Annotated in this window: 14 protein-coding genes; all 14 read left to right on the top strand. The window is 65.7% G+C overall.

From position 1 onward, the window contains the following. The first annotated feature begins 53 nt into the window (after nucleotides 1-53). The 14 genes from SR3_RS07835 to SR3_RS07900 all read left to right on the top strand — a co-directional run bounded on the left by SR3_RS07835 (nucleotide 54) and on the right by SR3_RS07900 (nucleotide 11,840). On the top strand, nucleotides 54-245 hold the full coding sequence (locus SR3_RS07835) for a Flp family type IVb pilin (RefSeq protein WP_068083327.1): 192 nt from the start codon (nucleotides 54-56) through the stop codon (nucleotides 243-245). Between the two features lie 43 nt (nucleotides 246-288). Continuing rightward, nucleotides 289-480, top strand: coding sequence for a Flp family type IVb pilin (locus tag SR3_RS07840; protein WP_068083331.1), 192 nt, complete (start codon nucleotides 289-291; stop codon nucleotides 478-480). A 90-nt stretch (nucleotides 481-570) separates the two neighbouring features. After that, entirely contained in the window at nucleotides 571-1,458 is an 888-nt protein-coding gene (cpaB, locus tag SR3_RS07845; RefSeq protein ID WP_068083334.1) for a Flp pilus assembly protein CpaB, read from the top strand. Beyond that, on the top strand, nucleotides 1,448-2,950 hold the full coding sequence (locus tag SR3_RS07850; RefSeq protein ID WP_068083337.1) for a type II and III secretion system protein family protein: 1,503 nt from the start codon (nucleotides 1,448-1,450) through the stop codon (nucleotides 2,948-2,950). The genes cpaB and SR3_RS07850 overlap by 11 nt, the downstream gene beginning before the upstream one ends. Next, nucleotides 2,940-3,230 carry a hypothetical protein gene (locus tag SR3_RS07855; RefSeq protein WP_245653821.1) on the top strand — a complete coding sequence of 97 codons (291 nt, stop codon included), beginning with the start codon at nucleotides 2,940-2,942 and terminating at the stop codon, nucleotides 3,228-3,230. The genes SR3_RS07850 and SR3_RS07855 overlap by 11 nt, the downstream gene beginning before the upstream one ends. A 23-nt stretch (nucleotides 3,231-3,253) precedes the next feature. Next, a complete protein-coding gene (locus SR3_RS07860; RefSeq protein WP_068083340.1) occupies nucleotides 3,254-4,816 on the top strand; it encodes a pilus assembly protein TadG-related protein in 1,563 nt (520 codons plus the stop codon). A gap of 1 nt (nucleotide 4,817) precedes the next feature. Next, complete coding sequence (locus SR3_RS07865) at nucleotides 4,818-5,363, top strand: TadE/TadG family type IV pilus assembly protein (protein ID WP_068083343.1); 546 nt, start codon at nucleotides 4,818-4,820, stop codon at nucleotides 5,361-5,363. Next, nucleotides 5,360-6,010, top strand: coding sequence for a TadE/TadG family type IV pilus assembly protein (locus SR3_RS07870; RefSeq protein WP_068083347.1), 651 nt, complete (start codon nucleotides 5,360-5,362; stop codon nucleotides 6,008-6,010). The genes SR3_RS07865 and SR3_RS07870 overlap by 4 nt, the downstream gene beginning before the upstream one ends. A gap of 20 nt (nucleotides 6,011-6,030) precedes the next feature. Then, nucleotides 6,031-7,227: an AAA family ATPase gene (locus SR3_RS07875; RefSeq protein WP_157098701.1), complete on the top strand. Its 1,197-nt coding sequence runs from the start codon at nucleotides 6,031-6,033 to the stop codon at nucleotides 7,225-7,227. Between the two features lie 119 nt (nucleotides 7,228-7,346). Next, nucleotides 7,347-8,654, top strand: coding sequence for a CpaF family protein (locus SR3_RS07880; RefSeq protein WP_068083446.1), 1,308 nt, complete (start codon nucleotides 7,347-7,349; stop codon nucleotides 8,652-8,654). After that, entirely contained in the window at nucleotides 8,651-9,652 is a 1,002-nt protein-coding gene (locus tag SR3_RS07885) for a type II secretion system F family protein (RefSeq protein WP_068083353.1), read from the top strand. The genes SR3_RS07880 and SR3_RS07885 overlap by 4 nt, the downstream gene beginning before the upstream one ends. Before the next feature lies 1 nt (nucleotide 9,653). Beyond that, on the top strand, nucleotides 9,654-10,628 hold the full coding sequence (locus SR3_RS07890) for a type II secretion system F family protein (RefSeq protein WP_068083356.1): 975 nt from the start codon (nucleotides 9,654-9,656) through the stop codon (nucleotides 10,626-10,628). A 10-nt stretch (nucleotides 10,629-10,638) separates the two neighbouring features. Next, the gene (locus SR3_RS07895) at nucleotides 10,639-11,343 is read left to right on the top strand and encodes a tetratricopeptide repeat protein (protein WP_169805579.1); all 705 of its coding nucleotides are present in this window, start codon (nucleotides 10,639-10,641) and stop codon (nucleotides 11,341-11,343) included. Nucleotides 11,344-11,351: 8 nt separating this feature from the next. Next, on the top strand, nucleotides 11,352-11,840 hold the full coding sequence (locus SR3_RS07900; RefSeq protein WP_068083362.1) for an A24 family peptidase: 489 nt from the start codon (nucleotides 11,352-11,354) through the stop codon (nucleotides 11,838-11,840). The last annotated feature ends 11 nt before the right edge of the window (nucleotides 11,841-11,851 follow it).

The following is an 11,851-nucleotide window of genomic DNA, read 5'->3' on the forward strand; positions in this document are numbered from 1 at the left end:
CGTGCTTTGCGGAGCGTCTGTCTGTCTCTTTTGCTGAAAGAGGGGATAAGATCATGGTTCATTTCATCGACAAATTTCTTCGTGACGATTCCGGCGCGGCTGCGGCGGAATATGCCCTGATCCTGGCCGTTGTGGGGGCGGGTATCGCGGGCGCCGCCTATCTGTTGGGTCAGAATGTCAGCAGCGCCGTTTCGGGTGCCGCTCACCTGGTCTGCAACGGTTCGGGCACCACCTGCGGCAGCTGATGCCGCAATCGCAATTCAGATGTTATAACCGGGGGGAATTGACATGAAAACTTTCCTTACTTCTTTCCTTTTGGATGAGCAGGGTGCCGCCGCGGCGGAATACGCCCTTATCCTGGCGGTGGTGGGCGCCGGTATCGCCGGTTCGGCCTATCTGCTTGGCAAGAATGTCAGCAGTGCCGTTTCCGGAGCCGCGCATCTTATCTGCAATGGCTCGGGAACCACCTGCGGCAGCTGATCAGGGAGGGGCGGAACGGTGCGCTTCTGGCCGCCGTTCCGCTAAACCGGATTCTGCCGCCTTTGGCCAACTCTTGTGGGGGGAAGGGCCATGCAATCACGTAATCTGCTCATGCTCGGGGTCGCGCTGTTTCTTGGATTTGTCGCGGTCTATGTTCTCAATTCCTATTTCAACGCCCGGCAGCAGCAACAGGAACAGGTTGCCCGCCAGGCGATGATGGCCCGGATCGTGGTGGCCAGCCAGGATGTGGCGTTCGGTTCACCGCTCAACGGACAGAATGTGCGCCTGGCCAACTGGCCCGCCGATTCCGTTCCCGCCGGCGCCTTCACCTCGCTTGACACCGCCACGAGGAACCGCGCCGCGCTGCGGCCGATCGTCACGGGCGAGCCCATTCTGACATCGAAGGTTTCGGGCAGCGATAACCGCGCCACCATCGCGGCCAATCTGCCCGCGGGCAAGCTGGCCTTTGCCGTGCCGCTTAACGACCAGACCGGTGTTGGCGGCTTCGTGCGCCCTGGCGACAGTGTGGATGTGCTGATCACCCGGCAATTGCCCGGCAGCGGCATGACCAGCGACAAGATCACCGATGTGCTGCTTCAGGCCGTGCGCGTGATCGGTGTCGATCAGGTGGCCGATGAGAGCAAGACCCAGCCCGTGGTGAGCAAGACCGCCACGCTGGAGGTCGATGCGGTGGGCGCTCAGAAGCTGGCGCTGGCAACGCAGATGGGCACCATCAGCCTGGCCTTGCGCAACGTGGCCGATCAGTCGCATCCCGCCCCTGTCACCGTCTCGCCGCGCGATCTGACCGCAGGCAGGGTGATGCTGGCCGAGGCCCGGCCCGGCCCGTCCTCGCCGCCAGCCCGCCCGCGCTCGCCCATGCGCAGCGTCCGCCCGCAGATGCCCCGCTTCTCCAGCCCCGCGATGATGATCGTGCGCGGCGTGAAGCCCATGGAATATGAGGTGCAACATGGTTACTGACCGCACCGTCTCGCGCCGTCGGGCGCGGATCGCCGGGCTGACCGCCCTTGGTTTCACCGTCAGCCTTCTGCCCATGGCCGTGATGGCCGCACCTGCCGCTGTCCAGACCGTGGTGCAACAGCCTTCCTCCGGGTCAGTGGTATCCTCCGCCATGCTCGAAGTGCCGCTGCACAAGAGCCAGGTGGTCAGCGCCGACCGGCCCATTGCCCGGGCCATGATCGGGGCCGAGGACATCGCGGACATCATGCCCCTCAATGACCACTCGGTCTATGTGCTGGGCAAGAAGATGGGCACCACCAGCCTGAGCTTCTACGATGCGCAGGGACGGGTGATCTCGGTGCTGGATGTGGCCGTAGGCCCCGATGTCGAAGGGCTGAAGGGGCAGCTGGCCAGCTTCATCCCCGACGAGCGGATCGATGCGCGCATCTCCAATGAGGCGGTGGTGCTCAGCGGCACGGTCAACAACCCTCAGTCGGTGGATCGCGCGGTGCAGCTGGCGCGTACTTATGCCGGGGACAAGGTCGTCAATCTGATGAGCCTGGGGTCCAGCCAGCAGGTGATGCTGGAGGTGCGTTTTGCCGAAGTGTCGCACACCGTCGGCAAGAATGTGGGGGTGAGCAGTGGGGCGACCTCGAACAGCGGCCGTTTCGGCGCGGTGACGGGAGAGGGCGCGCAGCTGGCGCCTGATGCCAACGGTATTGGCCAGTTGGGCCTTTCGGCGATCACCGGGGCCTATGGCATCATCGCGCAGAAGTTCAGCATCGGCGGGGTGACCCTGCAAGGTTATCTCAACGCGCTGGAAAGCCGTGGCGTGGTCAAGACGCTGGCACAGCCCACGCTGGTGGCGCTTTCGGGTGAGCGCGCCTCGTTTCTGGCGGGCGGGGAGTTCCCCATTCCCGTGGCCCAGTCCGCGTCGCTGGGGACGGGCAGCGCGAACAGTTCGGCCATCACGGTGGAGTTCAAACAGTTCGGCGTCAGCCTGGGGTTCACCCCCACGGTGCTGGGCGATCGCACAATCAATCTGATTGTCGAGCCCGAGGTGAGCCAGCTCGATCCCACCGCCTCGATCACGCTCAACGGCATCTCGATCCCGGGCCTGCGCACGCGGCGCGCCAGCACCACGCTGGAACTGCGTGACGGCGACAGCTTCGCCATCGCGGGCCTGCTGCAGCGCGATTTCAAGACGACGGTGGATCAGATGCCCCTGCTCGGTTCGATCCCGATCCTGGGCGCCCTGTTCCGCTCCACCAATTTTCAGCGTGGAGACAGCGAGTTGCTGATCGTGGTGACGGCTCATCTGGTGGCGCCCATTCGTGCCGCGCAGGTCCATCTGCCCACCGATCGGGTGGCCGATCCCAGGGAGTTCGACAGCTTTCTGATGGGGCAGCCCTTCCATCCCAATGGGCAGGCCCCGGCGGCGGGCGCATCCCCCACACCAGGCGCGTCCGCCGCCACCAACCCCGCTGCGAAGGGAGACGGTTATGCCTATTGAACGTGGCTGGCGCCTGAGCGCCCTGACGCTGATGATGACGGGCTGCGCCCATACCGCAACGCCGCTGGCCATGGACGATCCGGGCTGGGGCGAGGCCAACCGCCAAACCATGGCCGCGCAGGTGATCGACCCGCTGCCTCCGGCCCAGGCTCAGAACGCTTCGGGTGATCATGCGCTGATGGCCCTGGAACGCTATCGCGCCGATCGCGTCAAGCGGCCCGAGCGGCTCCGCGCCACCACGCTCAATTCGGGAAGCTCGGTCAGCCCGGCTGCCAATTGATGGCCCCGCAGGAGAGACAGATCATGAACCGGTCCCCTTTCCTTCCTTTCGCCGCAGCCGCCCTGCAACGCGCCACCCGGCGGCTGCGCCATGATGAGGGCGGGGCCATTGCCGTCACCTATGCGCTGGCGCTGACCGGCCTGCTGGCCTCGGCGGGGGTCTCCTTCGATTATGCCCGCATGGTGGCGCTCAGCAGCGAGATGCACAATGCCGCCGATCAGGCCGCTCTGGCCGCCGCCACACAGCTGGACGGCAGCGCCAATGCCATCACCTATGCCACGCAAGCGGCCAGCAATCTGGTGGGCAACAAGACCGTGATGGCCAATGACAGTGGCGCCAGGGCGATCACTGTGGCGGGTCTCCTGTTCTACGGCACCTATGCCGATGCCGAGGCGGGCACCAACCCCGTTACCGATGCCACCAAGGCGAAATTCGTCCGCGTGGCGGTGAATGCGCGCAAGGCCTATTATGCCTATACGCCAATCGTGGGGCTGCTTGCTTCAGACGACATCTCGGCGGCGGCGACGGCGGGGCTGGGCTCCTCGATCTGCAAGGTGCCGCCGGTCTTCATGTGCAATCCCTATGAAGCGACCGATCCCGGTTTCACCGTGGCCAATTATATCGGCAAGGGGCTGAAGCTGATCGCCAACACAGGGGGCAGCAATTACGCTCCGGGCAATTTCGGCTATCTGGAATCGAATGCGGGCAATGGCGCCAATGCCGTGGCCCAAACGCTGGGCAACACCGTGCCGCCGGGCGACTGCATTTCCACCGACACTGTCACCACCAAGCCCGGCCAGCAGGTCAGCGTGCTCGATGCGCTCAACACGCGGATGGATGTCTATGCCAACGGGCTCAACAATGTCTGTGGCAGCAGCAACGCCTCCTGCCCGGCCTCGGCCAATGCGCGCAAGGATCTGGAGCAGAAAGGCAATGGCTGCGCCTTCACCAGCGGCAATGGGGCGGGCTGGCAGCAGCCCAACAATGCCTATGCGCCATCCTCCAACGCCGCGCTGACGCAGGCGCAGATCAACAGCACGGCACCCATGGGCTATCCGCGCGACATCTGCCATGCGGTGAGCAGCAGCGGCGTGTGCAGCGGCGGGCAGGTGGGCGATGGCGTGTGGGACAGCAACGCCTATTTCAAGACCAACACTGCCGATTATGCCTCCAGTTTCTCGCCATCCAGCACCTTTGGCACATCCACGCCCACGCGCTATCAGGTCTACAAATATGAGGCTGCCAATGCCGCTACGCGGCTGGTCAACCAGTCCAACGGCAGCCTGACTTCGGTGCCGGTGGCCTCCTGCGGCTCGAGCCTGCCGGTGGGCGGCGCCACGGTGGACCGCCGTGTGCTGTCGGTGGCGGTGATCGACTGCACCGCGCAAGGGGTCGCCGGGCGCAGCACCAATGTGGCCGTCACCAACTGGATCGACGTGTTTCTGGTGGAGCCTTCGGTCAACCGGGCGCGCACCAGCCAGAGCGATGTTTATGTCGAGGTCATCGGCCCCACGCAGATTGGTGGCGGGGGCGACACGTCCTCGGCGCAGATCGTGCGCATCAGCAAGCCCTATCTGGTGAACTGAGATGGTCCGCGCCCCCATCCTTTCCGCGCTGATGGCCGACAGGTCCGGGGCGGCGGCCGTGGAGATGGCCCTGATCATGCCGGCGATGCTGGCGCTGATGTTCACCTGCATGGAAGGCGGGGTCTATCTCTACACCGAGCATCAGGTGATCAAGGGCGTGCGCGACGGCGCGCGTTTCGCCGGACGGCAGCGCTTTACCAGCATTTCCTGCACGCAGAACCCGTCAGCCACGCTGACCACCACGATCCAGAACGTCACGGTCTATGGCAAGGTCAGCCCCGGCACGGGGGATGCTCCGCGCATCTCCACCTGGACCGTGCCTGACACGACAGGCCAGAGCAACACCACCATCAGCGTGAGCTGCGCCAGCGCCAATGCGGTGTCGGGCACGGGCAGCTACACCGGCCTCTACGCGGTGCTTGGCGGTGCGCCGGTGGTCACGATCAGCGCCAGGGTTCGCTATCCCACATTGTTCAGCCGGATCACGGGAATCCCGGCGGCGATGTATGTGGGCGCCAGCGATCAGGCTGCGGTGATGGGCGTATGAGCGCGCTCCGCCTTATCATGCGCCTGATGCGCGACACAGGCGGCGCCTCGGCGGAGGAGTTTGCGCTGGTGGTGCCGGTGTTCCTGCTCTTCGTCTTCGCCACGATCGATGCGGGCAATTACGGCTGGACGCTCAACCGCGACGAGAAGGCGACGCAGATGGGCGTGCGCATGGCTGCGGTGACCGCGCCGGTGGTGGGCAATCTGACACTGGATTTCGTGGGGCAGAGCGTGGGTGGCACCACGCTGGCGCAGGGCGATCCGATCCCGGCCTCGGCGCTGGGGGTGATTTCCTGCACTTCGACCGCCTGCGATTGCAGCCAGGCAGGCACGCTTTTCGCCAACAGCTGCACGCTCAACACGACCTCGTTCAACGCCATTGTGCGGCGCATGCAGAAGGTGGCGGGCAACAATGTCACGGCGGCCAATGTGGTGGTCGAGTATCGCGGTTCGGGGCTGGGCTATGCCGGCGACAGCAGTTGCAACGGCGGCACCGGCTGCATGCAGATCTCGCCGCTGGTCAGCGTCCGCCTGCGCAACATGACCTATCCCTCGCTGACGTTGCAGGTCTTTGGCGCCAGCGTGCCAATTCCGCAATTCACCGCGACCCTGCCGATGGAAGACGGCAGCGGCTCCCTGTCCAACTAGCATGTCCAATTAGGAACATCATGACCATGGGACGAGCAGATCATCCTTTTTCCGCCCTTCCGAACACACGCGGCGGGCAGGTCGGCGCCATTGCGCTGGTGGCATCGCCTCATTTCGTCCGGGAGCTGAACGGGATTGACGATCCCCGCCTGGCCGGCCTGCGGGTGCAGGAGGCTGTTCCCGGCGATCCGCTGACCGGAGGGTCGGAGGACACAATCGACGTGATGGTGATGGAGGTGGCGCCGGGGGAGCCTGCCTCGCTGGAGCGCCTGTCGCGATTTCATGCGCGCCATCCGCAGGTGCCGGTCATCGCGGCCATCCATGATGCCTCTCTGGCGCTGGTACGGCGTCTGCTGCACGAAGGGGTGGCCGATGTGGTGGGCCTGCCTTTCGACCGTGAGGAACTGGCCGGTGCTGTCACGCAGGTGCTGGCGCGGACGTCCGCCCGCCATGGCGAAACGCAGCGTCTGGCGCCGATGGTGGCGGTGATGCAGTCGGTCGGCGGTTGCGGGGCGACATCGGTGGCCACCCATCTGGCCGGCGCGCTGGCGGCTGAAAGGCGCGCGCGCGAGGTGGCGATGGTCGATCTGGACCTACAGTTCGGCGGCGTGGCGCAATGCCTGTCGGCGACGGGCAGCGGCTCGATCCGCGATCTGATGGAGGCGGGCAACCGGCTTGACGCGGATCTGATGGCGGCCATCGCCCGCACCTCGCCCTCGGGCGTCGATGTGTTTGCCGCGCCTGAGGATATCAGGGCGCTGGAGGATGTCTCGACCGAGCGGCTGATCGGCGTGCTGGACCTGCTGCGGCGCCATTACCGGCATGTGGTGCTGGATTTGCCGGCCAGCATCACCAACTGGCAGATGTTCATGCTGATGGGGGCAGACGCGATCCTGATGGTGGTCGAAATGTCGATCCCCAGCCTGCATCAGGCCCGGCGGCGCCTCGATCTGCTGCATAGCATCGGCATTGCGCCCGGCCAGGTGCATCTGGTGGTGAACCGGGTGGAACGGCGTCTGTTCCGCACCATCAGCCTTGATGATGTGGCCCGCACTCTGGGGCGGCCCGTGCTGGGCAGCGTGGCGCTGGAAGCGCCGCTGGTCTCCGCCGCGCAGGATCGCGGGGAACTGCTGACGGGCCGCAGGAACCGTTTTGTGACCGATGTCGCCACCATTGCCGCGCGCCTCACCGACATCTGGCAGGGAGAAAACGCATGAGCTTCTGGCAAATCCGTCCGGACAGCGCCCTTGGCGGCCTCTCGAACGGCGCCATGCCGCACCCTTGCGCCGGACCCTCCGGCCCGGCGCTCACCATGGCGGGCATCGCTCTGCCGGGCATGCCGGAGGAGATCGCGCAGGATGCGGCGCATCGCCTGCTGGGACTGAAGATCAGGGTGCATCACCAGCTGCTGGACAGGGTCAACCTCGCCTTGCTCGACAAGCTGCCGCGCGAGCAGATCCGGCGCGAGGTCGATGGCATCATCGCCGATATCCTGACCGACGAAAGCGAAGCGCTCAACAAGGGCGAGCGCGAGCGGCTGCTCAGCGATGTGCTTGACGAATTGCTGGGGCTAGGGCCGCTCGAACCGTTGCTGCAGGACGAAACCATCACCGATATTCTCGTCAACGGCCATGCCAGTGTCTTTGTCGAGCGCCATGGGCGGCTGGAAAAGGCGCCCACGCGCTTTCAGGACGAGCGCCATCTGCTGCGCATCATCCAGAAGATCGTCAGCGCGGTGGGGCGCCGGGTGGATGAGGCCTCGCCCTTCGTCGATGCGCGGTTGGCCGATGGCTCGCGCGTCAATGCCATCATCGCGCCGCTGGCGATCGACGGCTCGCTGCTTTCGATCCGCAAATTCGCCAAGAAGCCGATCAGCATCGCGCGTCTGGTCGAGCTGGGCAGCCTGCCGCCGCAGATGGCGGTGATCTTGCGCGGCATTGTCGAGGCGCGGCTCAACATCATCATTTCGGGCGGCACGGGCTCGGGCAAGACCACCATGCTCAACGCCATGTCCAGCTTCATCGACCCGGCCGAACGCATCGTCACCATCGAGGATTCCGCCGAGCTGCAATTGCAGCAGGAGCATGTGGCCAGGCTGGAAACGCGACCTTCCAGCATCGAGGGCAAGGGCGAGGTGAACCAGCGCGATCTGGTGAAGAACGCGCTGCGCATGCGACCCGACCGCATCATCCTGGGCGAATGCCGTGCCGGTGAGGCCTTCGACATGCTCCAGGCGATGAACACCGGCCATGACGGCTCGATGACCACCATCCATGCCAACACCCCGCGCGACTGCCTTTCGCGCATCGAGCAGATGGTGGGGATGAGCGGGATCGACATCGCCCCGCGTTCGGCGCGGGCACAGATTGCCTCGGCGATCCATGTGGTGTTGCAGGTGGGGCGGCTGAGCGACGGGCACCGAAAGATGCTCAGCCTTTCCGAACTGACCGGCATGGAGGGGGAAACGATCACCATGCAGGAAATCTTCCGCTTCCACATCACCGGGCGGGGTCCCAAGGGGCAGGTGCTGGGCCAGTTCGAGGCCACCGGTATTCGTCCGCGTTTTGCCGCTGCGCTGGCGGTGGCCGGGGTCCGTCTGGACCCCGCCCTGTTCCGCCCTGACACCGCTTTGGGAGCCGCATGATGCCCGATATGCTGCGCCTTGCCGCCATGGTGGCGGTCTTCGTTTCGGTCTTCGTGGCGGTGCGGATCGCGGCGATGATGGCGGTGCATGGCCGGGCGCAAAGGCAGGCGGTCAACCGCCGGCTCGGCCTGTTGCGTCAGGGGTTGGACCGCGAGACGGTGGTGGGTATCCTGCGTGGCAACCGGCCCGGATCGAGCCCTGCCATTCCGGGGCCCCTGGGGCGGATGCTGTGGCGGCTGCACCGGATGGTGGCCATGGCCAATCTGCGCGTGGCGCCGCAAAATCTGCTGGTGATGTGCGCGGGGGCCGCCCTTGCTCTCGACAGCGGTGTGCTGTTTCTGGTGTGGTCGGCACGCATCCGCGTGACGGCGGGCGTGGTCGAGCTGGTCAGCGTGGTGGCGGTGGCGGTGGCGGTGGTGCTGCCGCTGATGGTCATCTCGCGCATGGCGCAAAAGCGCCGCAAGCAGATGGAGCAGCAGTTTCCGCTGGCGCTCGATGTGTTCACCCGCGCGTTGAAAGCCGGGCACCCCATCGCCGCGGCCATCGATCTGCTTACCCGCGAGGTGGCTGACCCGCTGGGCAGCGAATTCGGGCTGGTGGCCGATGAGGTGACCTATGGCGCCGAGCTGAACGACGCGCTGATGCGGCTGGCCGACCGCTGGGATCTGGACGACATCCGCATGTTCGTCGTCTCGCTCTCGGTGCAGAACGAGACCGGCGGCAATCTGGCCGAGGTGCTGGAAAACCTGCTGCGGGTGATCCGCGAACGCGCCGCGCTCTACATGAAGGTGCGCGCGCTCAGTTCCGAGGGGCGGATGAGCGGATGGATGCTCACGGTTCTGCCGGTGCTCACGCTGGCCAGCATGTTCGCGGTCAATCCGCGCTTCTATCTCGATGTCGCGCAGGACAGCATCTTCACCTGGGGATTTTCGATCCTGATGGCGATGTATGCCCTGGGCGTCTTCATCATTTCCCGCATCGTAGACATCAAGGTGTGACATGATCGATCTTGTCGCTTCCAGCCAGCTTATGCGCATGGTCATTCTGATGGGCGTCTTCGCGCTTGTCATGCTGCTCAGCCTGCTGATCAGCATGGCGGTGGCGCGGCAGGCCAGAGTGAGGCGCAGCCTGCGCGGCCTCGCGGGCTTCGAGAGCGACGTGGGCGAAGCCTCGCTCTCCACCCGCAACCGCGATGCCTGGACAAGGCTGGTGGCGCGGATCGAGCGGGCGGGTATATCGCTGTCGGACACGCGCGAGGACAGCCTGCGCCAGACGCTGAAGGCGGCGGGTTACACCTCGCCCGCGGCGCCGCGGCTCTATTCGCTGCTGCGGCTGCTGCTGGTGGTGGGGCTGCCGCTGGTCTTCGTCACGCTCGTCGTCGCCCATGGGCGGCAGGTGTCGCCCGTTGGCCTCTATCTGCTGGGCTGTTTCTGGGCGGGGGTGGGGCTCTATCTGCCGATGCTGCATGTGCGCCTGCGGGCAGAGCGGCGGCGCGAGGCGATCATCAACGGTTTCCCCGATTGCCTCGACCTGATGCTGATCTGCGTGGAATCCGGCTATGGCATGGAGGCGGCGCTCGACCGCGTGGCGCGCGAGATGGCCGTGTCGCATCCGCAGGTCGCGCGGCTGCTGACCGAGGCCACGCTGCGCCAGCGGGCGGGCGCCAGCCGGGAGGCCGCCCTGCGCCTGCTGGCCGAGGATGCCGACGTTGACGAGGTGCGTTCCTTTGCGACGCTGATGATCCAGTCCGACAAGCTGGGCACCAGCATCGCCACCACCCTGCGCGTCTATGCCGCCGAAATGCGCGAGCGGCGCCGGATGCGGGCCGAGGAAAAGGCTCATCGTATTCCGGTGCTGATTTCCATCCCGCTGGTCACCTGCATGCTGCCGGTGATGATTGGCGTGCTGATGCTGCCTGCGGTGATCGTCACCATTCGCAAGCTTATTCCCGCCATGCTGGGGGCAGGAGCCTGATATGAAAACCATGGTTCTCCCCCTTCTGTTGCTGTCCGTGCCCCTGTCGCTGGGCGGGTGCGGATTGCTGCACGCACATCACCGCGCCGCGATGCTGCCCGCGACGCCGGCTCCGGCCATGCCGGACCCCGCCATGAAGGCGCGATCGGCGCTGGATCAGGGGCGCCGGGCCCTTGATGCCGGGCAGCCGGGAGCGGCCATCGAGGCTTTCGTCAACGCGCTGGGGGACCGTGCCACGCTGGCGCCGGCGCTCAACGGGCTGGGTGTGGCTTACGCCCGGCTCGGCTCTTTCGACAGCGCGCAGCGGATGTTCGAGGAGGCCGCGTCCATCGCCCCCGAAAACCCGGAGTTTGCGACCAATCTGGCGCATCTTCGCGACAGCGTCATGCAGGCCGATGTTGCGCCTGCGCCGCCCAGCCCGCCTGCGCCTGCCAGCCCCGCTGTCGATCCAAGGCTGACCCGGCTCTCGTCGCATGAGGTGCTGGTGCATGCGGCGCCGCCTGAGCCCACTTTGCGCAAGGCGCCCTTGCATGCGCGTCTTGCCCTGCGGCGGATTGCCGGTCCGGCAACTGCCGCGGCGCCTGCCGTCGCCATGTCAGGCCCCAACGACAGGCCTTCACCGGCAGCGACGGTAAAGCCGCGTCTTGTGACCAATCCCTATCTGCCTGCCACCACGGCCGCTGAAGGGCGCGCGCCCCTCTCGCCGCAATCCTAGAGGTTTCGATGATGACCAACCTCCTGCTGATCCCTTTCTGTCTGGCCGGAGCCGTGCTGGACCTGCGCTTTCGGCGCCTGCCCAATCTTCTGAACACCGCCATGGTGATCTGCGGTCTGTTGGTGACGGCAAGCAGCGGTTCTCTCGGTGATCTTGCCAGTCATGCGATGCATGTCGGACTGGCCCTGATGGCGGGGGGACTGCTGTTCTATCTGGGGATCGTGGGGGGCGGGGATGCCAAATTCTACGCGGCGGCGGCGGCCTGGTTCGGCATCGGGCAGGCGTGGTGGCTGGCGCTGGCCATCGTGTTCAGCGGTGGGGTGATGGCGTTCTGCTGGATGTCGGCGCGGCTTTTGGCCACGCGTTCGATCTCGGGCCGTGGGCGTGACGGTCAACGCGTCAGTCTGCCTTACGGGGTGCCCATCGCGATGGGGGCGATGATCGTGCTGGCCGTTCAGGACAGCATTGTCGGTCTGTTGCTCGCAATGCCCGGATAAAGATTATGTCG

The sequence above is a fragment of the Novosphingobium rosa NBRC 15208 genome (assembly GCF_001598555.1).
Lineage (GTDB): Bacteria > Pseudomonadota > Alphaproteobacteria > Sphingomonadales > Sphingomonadaceae > Novosphingobium > Novosphingobium rosa.